Source organism: Pseudomonas sp. P179 (assembly GCF_000478485.2).
Lineage (GTDB): Bacteria > Pseudomonadota > Gammaproteobacteria > Pseudomonadales > Pseudomonadaceae > Pseudomonas > Pseudomonas aeruginosa.
The window spans coordinates 2,404,414-2,421,346 of record NZ_KI517354.1 but is presented as its reverse complement, the minus strand read 5'-3'; the positions used below and the strand labels follow the sequence as shown (position 1 = coordinate 2,421,346).

Sequence of the window (16,933 nt, the reverse complement as noted above, 5' to 3'; positions counted from 1 at the left end):
AGGTACGCCTGCACGTCGCGCAGGCGCGACGGATCGCCCCATTCGGGTTGCTGCAGCGCTTCGCAGCGCCGTACGCGTTGCAATAGATCGTCCATGGTGGGTCCCCCTTCGGCAGGAGATATCGTTTCGATCAAGTGGGAATGCCTTCGCGTTTTATTTCCGGGACCGGAATGCTCAAGGCGCGCAATTGCTGGAAGACGTTCATGAATTCGCGGTTGCGCTTGATCTTGCCGTCTTCAAGTTCGAAGGAATGCAGGAAGTGGTTTTCGTAATAACCTTCGGGATATCCGGGGAAAAGAATCTTGCCGTGACCGTCGCATTCGACCCAGAAATGATTGGGGTCGTCGGTTCCGAATATATTTATGTTGTACCACTCCCAATCGGGAAAGCACTTCAATGACCAGACGGCATGTTCCGCAAGTTTGTCTTTGCCACGAATGACGATGGGCGAGCCGGTATCGGTGGTCCATAAACCACCACAGCCGTCCTCGACGAAAAGTTCATGGCGGCGCAGGCGATCCTGGCCTTTGGTATTCATGTACTTCTCGACGGTGGCGCGATTCTTTTCGCGAAGTTCGTTGGCATCGGTGAAACCGATTGGATTTGTCGTATCAGGCATCGTCAATGCTCCTTGGCGGTAGATGTCATTCAAGTGGGAATACCGTCACGTTTTATTTGCGGAACGGCTATTCCCAATGCATGCAGTTTCTGTATCGGGTTCATGAACTCGCGATTACGTTTTATCCGGCCGTTCTCGAGTTCGAAGGAATGGATGTAGTGGTTCTCGCAATAGCCCTGCGGATACCCCGGGACCAGCGCCTTGCCGCGCCCGTCGCACTCGACCCAGAAGTGGTTCGGATCCTCGGTCTCGAAGATCCGCACGTTGTGCCACTCCCAGTCGGGGAAGCAGCGCTCGAGCCACTCGGCGAGCCGCCTGAGGCTCTCATGGCCCCGGAAAACCAGGGGTTCGCCGCTTTCCGTGGTCCAGTTGCCGGCGCAGCCGTCCTCGACGAACAGGCTGTGCCGCTGTAACCGTTCGGCCCCCTTCATTGCCATGTAGCGCTCCACCGTGGCGCGATTCAGGCGCCGCAGACGCTCGATGTCGAGGGGTGTTTCCCTGTACCGCTGACCGTTCATGCGCCGCCTCCGAGAGGGCTCTCCAGGTATGCCGGAGAAACTTTTCCCTCGCGGCATCGGTTATTCGCTGGCGCGCAGGAGTTCGTCGCTCGGTAAGGGAGCGATATTCGCTGGGCGCATTGTTTATACGTAGGGTGAAATTTCGCGTTACATATGTTCGCCTGTCGTTTCCAATTTTCGAAAGGCAATAGGAGTTTCATCCCGGGTTTCTTTTGGAAACCTGTCGGTAATGGATTCGCAATGCTTTCGTTAAGGTGCGACAGACGAGGTCGCGAAGACTTTCAGCGTCATTCCGTGAAGTGTTTCAAATAGCCAGCATCCCTGGTCGCTGATGTGGATTGCATAAAACACAGAACGCTCGTACCGGCTCAACTACAAGATCTGGTAGGTGCCAGACAGGGTATGCGGGATTGCTAAGCTGATGCTTCCTGCAATGCCGGAGGTTGTAGCCAAGTTGTAATTTTATTCTTTCGGTACGCAGGAAAAGGCTCTGGAACAGGCAGTTGGAAAGTTCCAGGGTTGTTTCCGCAACGAGATCCAGGGAGCGCTGATCCGGGGGATGAGCGCATTTTTTCTCAAAGTTCCGAATGAACCGGGGTGTTCTGCGGTATTTCTCGCCGAGCGGGCAAGAAGTGCGAAATAGAGCGCTTGGGTACTTCTCGGGTTACGGAAATGTGTAACGAGAGAGAATAAAAGATGAATAATTCGAATCTTGCTGCTGCGCGTAATTTGATACAAGTTGTTACCGGGGAATGGAAGTCCCGTTGCGTCTACGTCGCTACGCGCCTCGGGCTGGCCGATCTGATCGAGAGCGGGATCGACAGCGACGAGACGCTGGCCGCCGCGGTCGGTTCCGATGCCGAGCGCATCCATCGACTGATGCGCCTGCTGGTGGCCTTCGAGATCTTCCAGGGCGATACCCGCGACGGCTACGCCAATACCCCCACCAGCCACCTGCTGAGGGATGTCGAGGGCTCCTTCCGCGACATGGTGCTGTTCTACGGCGAGGAGTTCCACGCCGCCTGGACGCCCGCCTGCGAGGCGCTGCTCAGCGGTACCCCAGGCTTCGAGCTGGCGTTCGGCGAAGACTTCTACAGCTACCTGAAGCGCTGCCCGGATGCCGGCCGGCGCTTCCTGCTGGCGATGAAGGCGAGCAACCTGGCCTTCCACGAGATCCCCAGGCTCCTGGATTTCCGCGGGCGTAGCTTCGTCGACGTCGGTGGCGGTTCCGGCGAATTGACCAAGGCCATCCTGCAGGCCGAGCCCAGCGCCCGGGGCGTGATGCTCGACCGCGAGGGTTCCCTCGGCGTGGCCCGCGACAACCTCTCCAGCCTGTTGGCAGGGGAGCGCGTCAGCCTGGTGGGCGGCGACATGCTGCAAGAGGTGCCGTCCAACGGCGATATCTACCTGCTGTCGCGGATCATCGGCGATCTGGACGAAGCCGCCAGCCTGAGATTGCTCGGCAATTGCCGCGAGGCGATGGCCGGCGACGGCCGGGTGGTGGTGATCGAGCGAACCATCTCGGCCAGCGAGCCGTCGCCGATGTCGGTGCTCTGGGACGTGCACCTGTTCATGGCCTGCGCTGGCCGCCACCGCACCACCGAGGAGGTGGTCGACCTGCTCGGGCGCGGCGGCTTCGCGGTGGAGCGGATCGTCGACCTGCCGATGGAAACCCGCATGATCGTCGCTGCCAGGGCCTGAATCGGAACTCTCAACGGTTGGCCCCGGCGGTTTCGCCGGCGGCCAGTTGGCCGGCGCCCGGCGCCAGGTCGCCGCTGCCCCAGCCGAGCGCCTTGTAGAGCGCGATGACGTTGACGAACGAGGCGGTCTCCGCCTGCGCCAGTTCCTCGCGGATCTGGTACAGCGCGCGCTGGTTCTCCAGCACCGCCAGGTAGCTGCCGGCGCCGGCGCGGTAGCGTTCGTTGGCGATCTCCAGGGCGTTCGCGCCATGGGTCGCGGACTGGAACAGGGCGACCAGCCGACGCTGGTGTTCGGCCAGTTGGTTGAGCGCGTTGCCGACGTCCTCCTGGGCCAGCAGCAGAGAGCGCTGGTAGCGCGCCAGCGCGGCGTCGGACTGCGCCTCGACGGCGCGCAGGCGGGCCCGCACGTTGCCCAGGCGGAACGCCGGCCAACTGACGCTGGGCGCCAGTTCGAAGGCGCGCGAGGCGCTGCCGAGGTCGCCGCTGCGCAGGGCGAAGAAACCGATGAAGCCGCCCAGGTCGAGGCGCGGATAGAGTTCGGCGGTGGCCGCGCCGACGTCTTCGGTGCTCGCTGCCAGTTGCCGCTCGGCGCTGACTACGTCGGGGCGCTGGAGGATCAGGCGGTCGACGTCGCCCAGCGGCAGGTTCTTCGCCAATGGCGCGGCGGCGCCGCCGTCGAGGATCGGCGCGCCGCTGCCGGGTGCCTCGCCGCGCAGCACGTCGAGGCGATAGCGGGCGCTCTCCAGCGCGGTCGTCAGTGGCGGAATCGCCGCTTCGCTGCGCAGCAGGTTGGCCTGGGCGTTCTCCACGTCCTCCGGCAGGCCGCTGCCCAGTTGCAGGCTGCTGCGGGTCAGCTCCAGGGTGTCGCGCCAACTGCGCACCTGGGCGCGCGCCACGTCCAGCCGGCGCTGGTAGCCCTGGATCTCGAAGTAGGCGCGGGCGGTGTCGGCGGCGATGCTCAGGCGTACCAGCCGGAGGTCGGCGTCGGCCGCTTCGGCGCGGGCCAGGGCGGCGTCGGAAAGTCGGCCGAGGCGACCGAACAGGTCGATTTCCCACTGCGCGTCGAAGCCGGCGCGGTAGCTCTCCGCCAGGCGCCGGCGCGGCTCGCCGTCGTAGTCCAGCTGTTGTTCGATGCTGCGGTTGTAGCCGGCCTGGCTGGTGACCTGCGGCAACTGGTCGAGCCAGCGATCGTCGAACAGCGCGCGGGCGCTGCGCAGGTTGGCGCGGGCCTCGCGGATGTCGTGGTTGCGCGCCAGCGCCTGGTCGACCAGGCGCACCAGTTGCGGATCGTCGAAGAAGCTCCACCAGGGCGCTTCCCGCCGCTCGCCGGAGAATTCGCCGAGGTGCTCGCTGGCGACGCGTGGCGGCGGCGACTGCGGACGCTGGTAGTCGGGGCCGACGCTGCAGGCGGCCAGGCCGGTGCCGACCGCCAGGGCCAGCGCCAGGCGCGAAAGGTTCGGGTAGGAGCGCTTCATGCCTTGTTCACCAGCAGATCGGCCTCGGCCAGTTGCCGGCTGCGCGGGCTCTTGTCGACTTCCGCGTGGTTGCGCGCCAGCAGGGTATAGACGGTGGGCAGCACGAACAGGGTGAAGAGGGTGCCGACCAGCATCCCGGAGACGATCACCACGCCCAGGCCGAAGCGGCTGGCGGCGCCGGCGCCGCTGGCGAAGAGCAGCGGCACCAGGCCGAAGACCATTGCCGCGGTGGTCATCAGCACCGGCCGCAGGCGGATCTGCGCGGCGCGCAGGATCGCCGCGCGGCGGTCGAGGCGCTCGTGGAGTTGCAGTTCGTTGGCGAACTCGACCATGAGGATGCCGTGCTTGCTGATCAGGCCGATCAGGGTGACCAGGCCGATCTGCGTATAGATGTTCATCGTCGCGTAGCCCAGCGCCAGCGGCAGCAGCGCGCCGCAGATCGACAGCGGCACGGTGATCAGGATGATCAGCGGGTCGGCCAGGCTCTCGTACTGCGCGGCGAGCACCAGGTAGATCACCACCAGGGCGGCGAGGAAGGCGAACACCAGGGTGTTGCCTTCCTGGGTGTATTGCCGCGAGTCGGATTGCCAGTCGTGGCTGAAGCCGGCCGGCAGGCCGCGCGCCACGTCGTCGAGGAAGGCCACCGCCTGGCCCATGGAGACGCCGGGCGCGGGGATCGCCTGGAGGGTCGCGGCGTTCTGCTGGTCGAACTGGATCAGCTTGTTCGGTTCGACCTGAAGCTCCACCCGGACCACCGTCGACAGCGGCACCAGGTTGCCGTCCTGGGTGCGCACGAACTGTCGTGCCAGCGCTTGCGGAGTGAAACGCTGGTCGCGCAGGCTCTGTGGGATCACGTCGTAGGAGCGGCCCTCCATGCCGAAGCGGTTGACGTAGTTCTCGCCCACCAGCACCGCCAGCGACTCGCCGATGTCCTGCATGCGGATGCCCAGGCTGTTGGCCTTGGCGCGGTCGATGCGGACCTGGACCACCGGGTTGTTGTAGTCGAGGTCGCTGTCGACCACCACGAACAGCCCGCTCTGTCGGGCCTTCTGCTTGATCTCTTCCATGGTCCGGTAGAGCACCGGATAGTCCTGCGGGCTGCGCAGCACCATCTGCACCGGCAGGCCGCCGGTGGAGCCGGGCAGGGCGGCCAACTGGAAGGCGAAGATGCTGCTGCCCTCGACGTCGCCGACCTTGCCTTGCAGCTCGGACTGGATCGCCGAGGCGTCGCGCTCGCGTTTTTCCCAGGCCGCCAGGTTGATCCCGCCGAAGCTCGCCGCCGGTCCGTCGGTGCCGTTGATGATCCAGGTGCTCACGGTTTCCGGGATGCTGGTGTAGACCTGGTCGAGCTTGCGCGCGAACAGTTCGACGTAGTCGAGGTTGGCGTGCTGCGGCGCCTTGATCGCGGTGAGCACCGCGGCCTGGTCCTCGGTCGGCGCCAGTTCGCGCTTGGGCATCGAATACAGCAGCGGCAGGCTGATGCACACCAGCAATGCCAGGCCGCCGGTCAGCCAGCGGTGGCCCAGGGAGAACTCCAGGACCTGCCCGTAGCGCCGCGTCAGGCCGCCGAAGAACCACTCGGCGGCGCGGCCCATGCGCCCCTCGTTCTGGTGTGCCTGGAGCAGCAGCGAACTCATCACCGGCGACAGGGTCAGCGCCACCACCCCGGACACGATCACCGCGCCCGCCAGGGTCAGGGCGAACTCGCGGAACAGTGCGCCGGTGAGGCCGCCCATCAGGCCGATGGGGGTGTACACGGCAGCCAGGGTGATGGTCATGGCGATCACCGGGCCGGCCACTTCGCGGGCGCCGATCAGCGCCGCCGCCACCGGCGACTTGCCTTCCTCGATGTGGCGGTGGACGTTCTCCACCACCACGATGGCGTCGTCCACCACCAGCCCGATGGCCAGCACCATCGCCAGCAGGGTCAGCAGGTTGACGCTGAAGCCGAAGGCCAGCATCAGCGCGGCGGCGCCGAGCATCGACAGGGGAATGGTCGCCACCGGGATCAGCACGCTGCGCAGCGAGCCGAGGCAGAGGTAGATCACCAGCACCACGATCAGCAGCGCTTCCACCAGGGTCCGCACCACCTCGTCGATGGAGGCCTGGATGAAGCGCGAAGTCTCGTAGGCGAGGTCGACGCGGACATCCGGCGGCAGGGTCTTCTGGATCTCCGGCAGCAGCTTGCGGATGCCGTCGACGATCACCAGCGGGTTGCCGGTGGGCGTCGGGAACAACCCCAGGTGCACCGCCGGGTCGCCGTCCATCAGTGCGCTGGTCTCGGTGGCGGCGGCGCCCAGTTCGACGGTACCGACGTCGCGCAGGCGCACCAGGCCGTTGCCATCGTTGCGGATGACCATTTCGCGGAAGTCGTCGACGTTGGTCAGGTCGGTGTTGACCCGCACGTTGGACAGCACGTACTGCCCCTTCACCATCCCCGGCGCCGCCTGGTAGTTGTTGCGGCGGATCGCCTCGGCCACGTCGGAGGCGGTCAGGCCGCGCCCGGCGAGGCGGTCGGCGTCGAGCCAGAGGCGCATGGCCAGGCGCTGGCCGCCAAAGGTCTGGACCTTGGCCACGCCGTCGATGGAAGAGAACATCGGCTCGACCACCCGCGACAGGTAGTCGGTCAACGCCGGGATCGGCAGGGTCTCGCTGGAAAAGCCGACGTAGGCCACCGCGGTGGTCTCGCCGGAAGAGCGTTCGATCACCGAGTCGTAGGCACGCTCGGGCAGCTTGTAGCGCACCGAGTTGACCTTGGCCATGGTCTCGGTCATCGCCTGGGTCGAATCGCGGTTGAGCAGCATGCGGATGGTCACCACGCTACGCCCCTGCACCGAGGTCGAGGAAAGGTAGTCGATGCCCTCCACCGACGACACCGCCTGGGCGATCGGCTGGGTGACGAAGCCTTGCATGAGATCGGCGGAGGCGCCGGGGTACTCGGTGGTGACGGTGATGGTCGAGCTTTCCAGCAGCGGGTACTGGCGGATCGGCAGCTTGCCCAGGGAGAACAGGCCGAGCAGCAGGATCAGCGTGCTGACCACCAGCGCCAGCACCGGCCGGCGGACGAACAGGTCGGTAAAGGTCATCGCGGGGTTCCTTCAGCGGCCGGCGACCGGCACGGGGGGCGCGGCGCTGCTCAGGGTGTCTTCCTTGACCGGTTCCACGGCCATCCCGTCGCTCAGGTTGATCTGTCCGGAAGTCACTACCCGGTCGCCCTCGGCGAGGCCCTGGAGGATTTCCACGCGACCGTCCCAGCGCTCGCCGATCCGCACCGAGACGCGCTTGGCGCTGAGCGGCCGGTCGCCTTCCTGGTGGGCGACGAACACGGTGTCGCCGTAGGCGGTATAGGTGACCGCGGTTTCCGGCACGCTCAGCGACGGCGCGTCGGCTTTGCGCGAGACCCGGATGCTGGCGAACATGCCGGCGGCGAGCAGGCCTTCGGGGTTGTCCAGCAAGGCCTGGACCTGCACCGTGCGCGACTTGCCGATCAGCGGGTCGATGGCGCTGATGCGCGCCGGGAAGCTGCGCCCCGGATAGGCGTCGACCAGGACCTCGAGGGGCTGGCCGAGCTTCAGCTCGGGGCTGGTGCTTTCGTCCAGGGAGAAATTGCTTTTCAGGGTCCGCGCATCCACCAGGCTGGCCACCGGCTCGGCGACGCCGAGGTACTGGCCGAGGTGCACGCGGCGGATGCCGAGCTGGCCGGAGAAGGGCGCGCGGATCGCCTTCTGGTCGATCAGCGCCTGGGTCTGGCGCACCGCGCCGAGCGCCATGTCGCGGGCGGCGACGGCGTTGTCCAGCTGTTCCTGCGAGGCGACGTTGCGCTCTACCAGCTTGCGCGCACGGGCATGGAGGATCTCGGCATTACGCAACTGCGCCTTGAGACGGATCAGCTCGGCCTGTTCCACCGCGTCGTTGAGTTGCACCAGCAACTGCCCTTGCTGCACCTGCTGGCCCGATTCGAAGGCGATGCGGGTGATCCGTCCTGCCGCTTCGGCGGCCACCTGGACCTGGCGACCGGCCTCCAGCTCGCCGACGCCATCGAAGACGCGCGGCACCACCCGCCGCTCCACCGAGGCGAGGGCGACCTTCACCGGCGGGTAGCCGGCGAAACCGCCGGCGTCTTTCTTCGCCGAGCCGGTGGCGTAGACGGCGATGCCGATAACCGCCGCGCAGATGAGCGCGGCACTGGCGATCAGGACGGGTTTCTGCATGATCGCCTCAGGCCTTCTGGTAGGTGGCGGCCACGGAGACGTCCTGGCGCAGCCGCTGGCGTTGCGCGCTGGCGATGGCCGTGGCGATCAGGCCGCCGATCACCGCGATGTGTTCGAGGGCGAAGAACATCGCCAGCTTGGCTTCGACGCCGGTCTTGCTCCAGAAGGTGTGGACGATGAGGATGGTCAGCAGCAGGAACACCGCCAGCGCCCCGGCGCCGAGCCATAGCTTGCGGTCCAGCAGGACCAGCGCGGAGCCGGCCAGCAGGGTCACGGCGGTGGCGATGTTGAACAGCCAGGCCGGCTCCAGGCCGGCGGCGCGCATTTCCTCCAGGCTGGCCTGATAGTCGAACAGCTTCGCCAGTCCCGAGGCGACGAACATCAGGGCCAGGCAGATCCGGGCGGTCAGCCAGAGCCAGTTGCTTTCGAGCGAGTTATCGATGAAGCGCTGCATGGGTCGTTCCTTGTGCTGGTCGCCATCCGGCGCCGCGAAGCGGCCGTGGGGGCGGTTCGTGGTCCTGGGGAAACGGGGCGGTATGACCGCAGCGGGGACTATAAAACCTCAAGTTAAGTTGAGGTCAAGGGCGTCTGTGATTAGCGCTATAGGCCTTGCTGGGCGTGGGTTGCAGGTGGATTCGTTGGTGTCGCGGGACGGTGGGGTGAGGGGCTGACGATTGGTCGCGGGGACTATTGGGGGAGGGGCTGGGTGTAGCTTGCGGGCAACCCGTCGCGACGGTTCCCCCTGGAGCGAGACGCCTTCGCGGCATCACTGTCGCTCGACCCGCTGCGCGACGATTCGACCTCCTGCCGGGGCGAGTTAGCTACCCCATCGTCTGGAGGGCAAGCATGGCAAACCTCTACGTGGCGGATCCTGGTTCCGTAGGGCGAATAACCGCTTGCGGTTATCCGCCGGTTCTCCGGGACAGCGGCGGATAACGCCCCTCGCGTTATTCGCCCTACAGGACTTGCCGTATGTGGGCGGAAGCTCCATGCCTGTGGGCCTTGGAGCCAGGGCGGGCTTCGGGTCTGGCTCCGTAGTGCGGATGACCGCTTAGCGCCGATCCGCCGGCCCAGCGGCGTATCGGCGGATGGCCGAGCGCAAGGTCACGGCACCGCCACGAAGCGCAGATCGCTCGGCGACCCCACCTCGACGCTTTGCAGCGTCTTGCCCACCTGGCCGCTCTGCGGATCGCGGGCGAACACCCGCAACTGGTCGCTGTTCTGGTTGGCCACGAGGACGAAGCGCCCGCCGGGCGAGAAGGCGAATTCGCGCGGCTCGGTGCCTTCCACCGAGCGCCGTTCGACGAAACGCAACTGGCCGCTGGCCGGGTCGACGGCGAAGGTCACCAGTTGGTTGTCGTCGCCGCGATTGAGCACGCCGAGGAAGCGGCCGTCGGCGGACAGGTGCAGGGCGCCGGCGCCGACTTTGCCCTGGAAGCCGGCAGGCGCCAGGTCGTGGGTCTGCAACTGACGCAGGCGGCCATTGCCCTCATGGGCGAACACCATCACCTGGCCGCTCAGTTCCAGGGTCAGGTAGGCGAAACGCCCGTCGGCGCTGAAGATCAGATGGCGCGGGCCGCTGCCGGGCGGGGTCGGGACGAATGCCGGATCGGCCGCCTGCAGCGGACGTTCGGCCTGTTCCGGGGCGTAGCGGTAGACGAATACCTTGTCGGCGCCGAGGTCGGGGGCGAACAGGTACTGGCCGTCGGGCGAGGACACCACCGAGTGCACATGACCGGAAACCTGGCGCGGATGCACCTTGCTGGCCTGGTGCGACTCCACCTGCACCACCGGCGCCAGCGAGCCGTCCGCGCGCACCGGCAGTACCGCCACCGAGCCTTCCGGCTGTACCGAGTAGTTGGCGACGAACAGGTAGCGACCGTCGTGGCTGAGGCTGCTGTAGGTCGGATGATCGCCGAGGGTCTGGACCTGGCTGATCTGTTGCAGGCGGCCGCTGATCGGATCGAAACGGTAGGACGTGGCGCGACCGACGGTATCGCCCTTGCCGCCCCGTCCGTTCTCGTTGACCACGAACAGAGTGCGTTGGTCCGGGGCGAAGGTCAGGTACGAGGGGTTGCTGGTATGGGCCACGCGCAGCGGGCCTTTCACCGAGCCGTCGGCGCCGTCGAAGCGGTATACCTGGATGCCTTCGCTGGAGCCTTCGGTATAGGTCCCCACCAGCAGGTTGTAGAGGCTGGCGGCCTGGGCCTGGGGCGCCACGCCGGTGAGCGGCGCGAGGGCCAGCAGGCAGAGGGTGGGCAGTCTTCTCATGGGCAACTCCTTGGCTCGCTATTGTTCTGATGGCTCGGGGTTGGACCGGAGCCAGGCCGTTGGGTTCGCCCCTGGCCGCTCAGTCGCCGGCCTGGCCCAGCACGCCGCGCCAGCGTTCGAAGGCGGCGGTCGCGTAGCCTTCGCGCCAGACCAGCCAGGTGTCTACTTCGGCAAGGGGCAGGCTGCGCAGCGGCGGCGTGCCGAGCAGTTGCAGCACCGAGCGCGGCAGCACGCCGACACAGGCGCCGGCGGCGACGCAGGCGAGGATCGCATGGTAGGAGCCGACTTCCTGCACCGTCAGCGGCGTGCCCAGGCTGTCCTCGGCCAGTTGCCGGTAGGTGCAGCCACGGGCGAAGCCGGCCAGGGTGCGCAGGCGCACCTCGGCGACGTCGTGGACCGGCGGGTGTTCGGCCGGCAGGATCATCAGCAGTTCCTCGCGGAACAGCGGCTCGCCGCGCAGGCCGCTGCCATCGAGTTCGCCGGCCCAGCCCGGGCCGGCGGCCACCAGCGCACAGTCCAGGCGCCGCGCCCGCACCCCATCGAACAACGCGCGACTGGTGCCGGTGGAGACTTCCAGGGCGACCCGCGGACAGGCCTTGTGATAGCTCGCCAGCAGCGCCGGCAGGCGGCTGGCCGCGGTGCTTTCCATGCTGCCCAGGCGCAGGCGCCCGCCGGGCTCGGCGGGATGCATCGATTGACGCGCCTCGTCGGCGAGAGCCAGCAACTGCTCGGCGTAGGCGAGGAATTCGCTGCCGCGTTCGGTCAGGCTCATGCGCTTGCCGTCGCGCAGGAACAGTTCGACGCCCAGGTCCTCCTCGAGCTGGCGGATCCGCGTGGTGACGTTCGACTGCGCTCGCTGCAACTGCTGAGCGGCGCGGGTGACGCTGGCTTCGTGGGCGACTGCGCGGAAGATTTCGAGGGAGGAAAGGTCCATCGATCTATCTCTTTATGAGAATGAATTGTTAAAAATATTCTTTTATGAAGATATATTGGTCAAGCGTCGGCCGACGCGGTGTCGTCCGACCGGGAGAGGGAATCGCCATGACTGACCGCTTCACGCGCCTGCTCGGTATCCAGCAGCCGATCATCCAGGCACCCATGCTCGGCGTCTCCACGCCGGCGCTGGCCGCCGCCGTATCCAACGCCGGCGGGCTCGGTTCGATCGCCATCACCGGTAGCGCCGCCGAGAAGGGCCGGGCGCTGATCCGCGAGGTGCGCGGGCTGACCGACAAGCCGTTCAACGTCAATCTGTTCTGCCACCGCCCGGGGCAGGCCGACCCGGCCCGCGAGCGCGCCTGGCTGGACTACCTGAAGCCGCTGTTCGCCGAGTTCGGCGCCGAGCCGCCGGCGCGCCTGAACAACATCTACCTGAGCTTCCTCGAAGACCCGACCCTGCTGCCGATGCTGCTGGACGAGCGGCCGGCGGCGGTCAGCTTCCATTTCGGCGCGCCGCCCCGCGACCAGGTTCGCGCGTTGCAGGCGGCGGGCATCCGCGTACTGGTCTGTGCCACCACGCCGGAGGAAGCAGCCCTGGTGGAGGCCGCCGGCGCCGATGCGGTGGTCGCCCAGGGCATCGAGGCCGGTGGCCATCGCGGGGTGTTCGAGCCGGAGCGCGGCGACGCCGCCATCGGCACCCTGGCGCTGGTCCGCCTGCTGGCGGCGCGCGGTTCGCTACCGGTGGTGGCTGCCGGCGGGATCATGGACGGACGGGGCATCCGCGCCGCCCTGGAGCTGGGCGCGAGCGCCGTGCAGATGGGCACCGCCTTCGTCCTCTGTCCGGAGTCCTCGGCCAACGCCGCCTACCGCGAGGCGCTGAAGGGGCCGCGCGCGGCGCGCACCGCGCTGACCGTGACCATGTCCGGGCGCAGCGCCCGCGGCCTGCCCAACCGGATGTTCTTCGATGCCGCCGCGCCTGGAGTGCCGCCCTTGCCGGACTATCCGTTCGTCTACGACGCGACCAAAGCGTTGCAGACCGCCGCTCTGGCTCGCGGCAACCATGATTTCGCCGCCCAGTGGGCCGGCCAGGGCGCGGCGCTGGCGCGGGAGCTGCCGGCCGCCGAACTGCTGCGCACGCTGGTCGAGGAACTGCGCGGCTGAGGGAGGCCGTTCGCTGCGCGCGACGATGACTGTCTCTGTTCAGTTACCCCTGTGTTGTGCTTTTCTGCCTCCAGCACTGGAACGACAGGTGGAACATGGGACAGGACAAGTTGAAGGTCGCCGTTCTCTTCGGCGGCAGCAGTGAGGAACGGGACGTCTCCATCGCCAGCGGCGCGCAGGTGATCCAGGCGTTGCGCAGCGCCGGCCACCAGGTGCTGGCGGTGGATACCGCCAGCGGCCTGCTCGGCGCGGAGGAAGAGCGCCACCTGCTGGCGAGCAAGGTCAAGGAGGTCCCGCCGGACTCCGACTCGCTGGCGATCATCCGCAGCGGCAAGCAGAGCCTGCTGAGCGCCGGCGAACTGGCTGGGGTCGACGTGTTCTTCCTCGCCCTGCACGGCGGCACCGGCGAGGACGGCACCCTGCAGGCGCTGCTGGATGCCGGTGGTTTCGCCTATACCGGCAGCGGCCACCTGGCCAGCGCCATGGCGATGGACAAGGACGTGGCCAAGCGCCTGTTCCTCGCCGCCGGGGTGGAGACCGCCAGTTGGCTGATGGCGCCGGCCTCGGAAGAGGCGGTGCGCGAGCAACTGGGCTTCCCCCTGGTGGTCAAGCCGAACAGCCAGGGCTCCACCGTGGGGCTGTCCATCGTGCATTCCCAGGCCGAATTGCAGCCGGCCATCGAGCTGGCCGGGCGCTATGGCGACCAGGTGATGCTGGAGCGCTTCGTCGCCGGCCGCGAGGTCACCGTCGGGGTGCTCGACGACCAGGCGCTGCCGGTGGGCGAGATTCTCCTCGGCGGCCAGGAGGTCTTCGACTACGAGCACAAGTACCAGGCCGGCGCGGTGCGCGAGGTGTTTCCCGCCGACCTGCCGCCGGCGATCGCCGCCGAGGCCCAGCGTCTGGCGCTGAAGGTACACCGGGCGCTGAAGCTGAGCGGCTACAGCCGCACCGACTTCCGCCTCGACGAACAGGGCCGGCTCTGGTGCCTGGAGGTCAATACCCTGCCGGGCATGACCGCCACCAGCCTGCTGCCGCAGGCCGCGGCGGCGGCCGGGATCGGTTTCGCCGAACTCTGCGAGCGGATCTGCCGGCTCGGCATCGAGCGCTGCAAGGGCGCGCGCAAGGCGCGTTCCTGATTCCCGCGGCCCGCCGCCGGGGCGGGCCGCGCCTTTCGCTCAGGCCTCGAGGTTCTCGACCCGCTCGAGGGTGTCGTAGAGGCTGTAGCGCTCCTGTTCGTCGCGTCGCACCCGGCCCATGGCGACGCACGGATCATGGGTGAAGACCAGTCGGCCGTTGCGGGCGATGAGGCTGTCCAGCAGGCGTTCCTTTTCCTCGATCAGGCCTTCCGGGAAGCGGTCGTAGCCCATGGTCAGCGGTAGGTGTACCCAGGGTGCGCCGGGGATCAGGTCGCCGCTGAATACCACCGGGCCGTCGGGCATGGCGATCTCCGGGAGCATCTGGCCCGGGGTATGGCCTTCGCTGAAATGGAAACGCCAGCCCTCGCCCAGATGCGCCGAGCGCTCGCCGTCGTCGAGCAGCTCCAGGCGTCCGCTGGCCTGCAGCAGGTCGAGCAGTTCCGGCACGAACGAGGCTCGGTCGCGCGGGTGCGGCTGGCGCGCGCGCTGCCAGTGGCGGCGGCCGCTGACGAAATGCGCGTTGGGGAACAGCAGGCGCGCCGGCTGGCCTTCTTCCCAGGCGGCGAGCAGGCCGCCGGCGTGGTCGAAGTGCAGGTGGGTGAGCAGCACCACGTCGATGTCGGCGTCGTCCAGGCCGACCGCGGCGAGGCTGTCGAGCAGTACGTGGCGCTCTTCCTGGACGCCGTAGCGCTGGCGCAGGGCGGGCGGGAAGAACGCGCCGATGCCGGTCTCCACCAGTACGTTGCGCTCGCCGTCGCGCACCAGCAGGGCACGGCAGCCGAGGTCGATGCGGTTCTCCGCATCGGGCTGCATCCAGCGTGACCAGAGCGCGCGCGGGGCATTGCCGAACATGGCGCCGCCGTCGAGTTTCTGGCTGTTGCCGAGGAGGGTGGTGAGGGTTCGCATGGATATGTCCTTGTTCCTGGTCTAGCGAATAACCGGCGGTTGCGTCGTTTTTCAAGAATGCCTGGCCGGCTTCCCGGGAGTCGTAGGGCGAATAACCGCTTCGCGGTTATCCGCCGTTATCGCGGGCTGTCGGCGGACAGCGCGTTGCATGCTGTCCCGGAAAAAACACGCGGCCCACGGGCCGCGCGACGGAAGCTTCAGAACTGTTCCGCCTCCAGGCCGTACAGGCTTTCGCTGCCGGCTTCGACGGCGGCGGCGAGGGAGTGCACGCGGGGCAGGATGCGGGCGAAGTAGAAGCGCGCAGTGGCCAGCTTGCCGTCGTGGAACGCCGGGTCGACCTCGCGCTGGCGCTGCGCGGCGGCGGCCATGCGCGCCCAGAGGTAGGCGTAGGCGGTATAGCCGAACAGATGCAGGTATTCCACCGAGGCTGCGCCGATCTCGCGCGGGTCGTTGCCGGCGCGGGCGACGATGCCCTGGGTGAGGTTGTCCAGCAGGTCCAGGGCGGTCAGCAGCGGGGTGACGAACTCCGCCAGTTCGGCGTTGGCGCCGGCGGCGAAGGCTCGCACCTCGCGGCTGAAGATGGAGAGGAACAGCCCGCCGTTGGCGACCACCTTGCGGCCCATCAGGTCGAGCGCCTGGATGCCGTTGGTGCCTTCGTAGATCTGCGCGATGCGTACGTCGCGCACCAGTTGCTCCTGGCCCCATTCGCGGATGTAGCCGTGGCCGCCGAACACCTGCTGGCCGAGCACGCAGCTCTCCAGGCCGGTATCGGTGAAGAAGGCCTTGGCCACCGGGGTCAACAGGGCCACCAGGGCTTCGGCCTGGCTGCGTTCTTCCTGGTCCTCGGCGTACTTGGCCAGGTCGAGCTGCTGCCCGACATAGGTGGAAAAGGCGCGGCCGCCCTCGGTCAGCGCCTTCATGGTGAGCAGCATGCGGCGCACGTCGGGGTGCACGATGATCGGGTCGGCGGCCTTGTCCCTGGCCACCGGGCCGGTCGGCGCGCGGCTTTGCAGGCGCTCGCGGGCGTAGGCGACGGCGCTCTGGTAGGACATCTCGGCGCAGCCGATGCCCTGGATGCCGATGGACAGGCGCTCGTAGTTCATCATGGTGAACATCGCCGCCAGGCCCTTGTTGACTTCGCCGACCAGCCAGCCACTGGCGCCGTCGAAGTTCATCACGCAGGTGGCCGAGGCCTTGATCCCCATCTTGTGCTCGATGGAGCCGCAGTGCACCGCGTTGCGTGCGCCGAGCGCGCCGTCGTCGCCGACCAGGAACTTCGGCACCAGGAACAGCGAGATGCCGCGCGAACCGGCCGGCGCGTCGGGCAGCTTGGCCAGCACCAGGTGGATGATGTTCTCGGTGAGGTCCTGCTCGCCGCCGGTGATGAAGATCTTCGTCCCGCTGATCCTGTATGAACCGTCGGCCTGCGGCTCGGCCTTGGTGCGGATGATGCCCAGGTCGGTGCCGGCGTGCGGTTCGGTCAGGCACATGGAGCCGGCCCAGGTGCCGGCGTACATGTTCGGCAGGTACCTGTTCTTCAGCTCCTCGCTGCCGTGCGCATCGAGGGCCAGGCAGGCGCCGGCGGAAAGGGTCGAGTAGAGGCTGAAGCTGGCGTTGGCCGCGTACATCATCTCCTCGAACTGCACTGCCAGCATCTTCGGCATGCCCATGCCGCCATGGGCCGGATTGCCGGTGAGGCCGACCCAGCCGCCCTCGGCGTAGGTCGCGTAGGCCTCGCGGAAGCCGGCCGGGGTGCGCACGGCGCCGTCCTGCCACTGCGCGCCTTCTTCGTCGCCACTGCGGTTGAGCGGCGCGAGCAGGCCGCCGGTGACCTTGGCCGCTTCCTCGAGGATGGCGTCGGCGGTGTCGGCGTCGATCCGCTCGGCCAGTCGCGGCAGGCGCTGCCACAGGGCGGGGGCGTCGAACACGTCGTTGAGCAGGAAGCGCATGTCGCGCAGCGGGGCGTTGTATTCAGGCATTGCACACCTCGTCGGTGAACG

General features: G+C 67.5%; 14 protein-coding genes. 3 read left to right on the top strand and 11 right to left on the bottom strand.

All coding sequences use genetic code 11. The annotated features are described in order from the left end of the window. From HMPREF1224_RS46205 to phzA, 3 genes are all read right to left on the bottom strand, one after another. A partial coding sequence (locus HMPREF1224_RS46205) for a hypothetical protein (RefSeq protein ID WP_010792363.1) occupies nucleotides 1-95 on the bottom strand: 95 nt, incomplete at its 3' end. Nucleotides 96-130: 35 nt separating this feature from the next. Then, a complete protein-coding gene (gene phzB, locus HMPREF1224_RS23735) occupies nucleotides 131-619 on the bottom strand; it encodes a phenazine biosynthesis protein PhzB (protein WP_003123955.1) in 489 nt (162 codons plus the stop codon). Between the two features lie 29 nt (nucleotides 620-648). Then, a complete protein-coding gene (phzA, locus tag HMPREF1224_RS23730) occupies nucleotides 649-1,137 on the bottom strand; it encodes a phenazine biosynthesis protein PhzA (protein WP_010793464.1) in 489 nt (162 codons plus the stop codon). A gap of 696 nt (nucleotides 1,138-1,833) precedes the next feature. Between phzA and phzM the strand changes: the two genes are divergently transcribed. Beyond that, nucleotides 1,834-2,838: a phenazine-1-carboxylate N-methyltransferase PhzM gene (gene phzM / locus HMPREF1224_RS23725; protein ID WP_003093617.1), complete on the top strand. Its 1,005-nt coding sequence runs from the start codon at nucleotides 1,834-1,836 to the stop codon at nucleotides 2,836-2,838. 10 nt (nucleotides 2,839-2,848) lie between these two features. Here the strand turns inward: phzM and opmD are convergent, their stop codons facing one another. The 6 genes from opmD to nmoR all read right to left on the bottom strand — a co-directional run bounded on the left by opmD (nucleotide 2,849) and on the right by nmoR (nucleotide 11,728). Further along, on the bottom strand, nucleotides 2,849-4,312 hold the full coding sequence (gene opmD / locus HMPREF1224_RS23720) for a multidrug efflux transporter outer membrane subunit OpmD (RefSeq protein WP_010793463.1): 1,464 nt from the start codon (nucleotides 4,310-4,312) through the stop codon (nucleotides 2,849-2,851). After that, a complete protein-coding gene (mexI, locus tag HMPREF1224_RS23715; protein WP_010793462.1) occupies nucleotides 4,309-7,398 on the bottom strand; it encodes a multidrug efflux RND transporter permease MexI in 3,090 nt (1,029 codons plus the stop codon). Before mexI ends, opmD begins: the two co-directional genes overlap by 4 nt. Before the next feature lie 12 nt (nucleotides 7,399-7,410). Beyond that, on the bottom strand, nucleotides 7,411-8,523 hold the full coding sequence (mexH, locus tag HMPREF1224_RS23710; RefSeq protein WP_003093609.1) for a multidrug efflux RND transporter periplasmic adaptor MexH: 1,113 nt from the start codon (nucleotides 8,521-8,523) through the stop codon (nucleotides 7,411-7,413). 7 nt (nucleotides 8,524-8,530) lie between these two features. Then, entirely contained in the window at nucleotides 8,531-8,977 is a 447-nt protein-coding gene (mexG, locus tag HMPREF1224_RS23705; protein WP_003093607.1) for a multidrug efflux RND transporter inhibitory subunit MexG, read from the bottom strand. Nucleotides 8,978-9,627: 650 nt separating this feature from the next. Further along, a complete protein-coding gene (gene ppgL / locus HMPREF1224_RS23700) occupies nucleotides 9,628-10,794 on the bottom strand; it encodes a gluconolactonase PpgL (RefSeq protein WP_003093604.1) in 1,167 nt (388 codons plus the stop codon). A gap of 79 nt (nucleotides 10,795-10,873) precedes the next feature. Then, a complete protein-coding gene (nmoR, locus tag HMPREF1224_RS23695) occupies nucleotides 10,874-11,728 on the bottom strand; it encodes a LysR family transcriptional regulator NmoR (RefSeq protein WP_003104733.1) in 855 nt (284 codons plus the stop codon). Between the two features lie 107 nt (nucleotides 11,729-11,835). Between nmoR and nmoA the strand changes: the two genes are divergently transcribed. Both nmoA and HMPREF1224_RS23685 read left to right on the top strand, forming a co-directional pair. Then, nucleotides 11,836-12,891 (top strand): nitronate monooxygenase, encoded by a 1,056-nt coding sequence (gene nmoA / locus HMPREF1224_RS23690; protein WP_010793461.1) that lies wholly within the window; start codon nucleotides 11,836-11,838, stop codon nucleotides 12,889-12,891. A 95-nt stretch (nucleotides 12,892-12,986) separates the two neighbouring features. Beyond that, nucleotides 12,987-14,027: a D-alanine--D-alanine ligase gene (locus HMPREF1224_RS23685; RefSeq protein ID WP_010793460.1), complete on the top strand. Its 1,041-nt coding sequence runs from the start codon at nucleotides 12,987-12,989 to the stop codon at nucleotides 14,025-14,027. A gap of 39 nt (nucleotides 14,028-14,066) precedes the next feature. Here HMPREF1224_RS23685 and HMPREF1224_RS23680 read toward each other — a convergent pair whose 3' ends face one another. Together HMPREF1224_RS23680 and HMPREF1224_RS23675 are read right to left on the bottom strand one after the other, a co-directional pair. Next, nucleotides 14,067-14,933 carry an MBL fold metallo-hydrolase gene (locus HMPREF1224_RS23680; RefSeq protein WP_003093600.1) on the bottom strand — a complete coding sequence of 289 codons (867 nt, stop codon included), beginning with the start codon at nucleotides 14,931-14,933 and terminating at the stop codon, nucleotides 14,067-14,069. 197 nt (nucleotides 14,934-15,130) lie between these two features. After that, a complete protein-coding gene (locus HMPREF1224_RS23675; RefSeq protein ID WP_003114720.1) occupies nucleotides 15,131-16,912 on the bottom strand; it encodes an acyl-CoA dehydrogenase C-terminal domain-containing protein in 1,782 nt (593 codons plus the stop codon). Nucleotides 16,913-16,933: the final 21 nt, after the last annotated feature.

Bases quoted from the DNA above. Each gene is read 5' to 3' on its own strand.
- opmD (WP_010793463.1), bottom strand. From the start codon at position 4,312: ATGAAGCGCTCCTACCCGAACCTTTCGCGCCTGGCGCTGGCCCTGGCG.
- phzB (WP_003123955.1), bottom strand. From the start codon at position 619: ATGCCTGATACGACAAATCCAATCGGTTTCACCGATGCCAACGAACTT.
- mexI (WP_010793462.1), bottom strand. From the start codon at position 7,398: ATGACCTTTACCGACCTGTTCGTCCGCCGGCCGGTGCTGGCGCTGGTG.
- HMPREF1224_RS23675 (WP_003114720.1), bottom strand. From the start codon at position 16,912: ATGCCTGAATACAACGCCCCGCTGCGCGACATGCGCTTCCTGCTCAAC.
- mexH (WP_003093609.1), bottom strand. From the start codon at position 8,523: ATGCAGAAACCCGTCCTGATCGCCAGTGCCGCGCTCATCTGCGCGGCG.
- HMPREF1224_RS23680 (WP_003093600.1), bottom strand. From the start codon at position 14,933: ATGCGAACCCTCACCACCCTCCTCGGCAACAGCCAGAAACTCGACGGC.
- HMPREF1224_RS23685 (WP_010793460.1), top strand. From the start codon at position 12,987: ATGGGACAGGACAAGTTGAAGGTCGCCGTTCTCTTCGGCGGCAGCAGT.
- nmoA (WP_010793461.1), top strand. From the start codon at position 11,836: ATGACTGACCGCTTCACGCGCCTGCTCGGTATCCAGCAGCCGATCATC.
- nmoR (WP_003104733.1), bottom strand. From the start codon at position 11,728: ATGGACCTTTCCTCCCTCGAAATCTTCCGCGCAGTCGCCCACGAAGCC.
- phzM (WP_003093617.1), top strand. From the start codon at position 1,834: ATGAATAATTCGAATCTTGCTGCTGCGCGTAATTTGATACAAGTTGTT.
- ppgL (WP_003093604.1), bottom strand. From the start codon at position 10,794: ATGAGAAGACTGCCCACCCTCTGCCTGCTGGCCCTCGCGCCGCTCACC.
- mexG (WP_003093607.1), bottom strand. From the start codon at position 8,977: ATGCAGCGCTTCATCGATAACTCGCTCGAAAGCAACTGGCTCTGGCTG.
- phzA (WP_010793464.1), bottom strand. From the start codon at position 1,137: ATGAACGGTCAGCGGTACAGGGAAACACCCCTCGACATCGAGCGTCTG.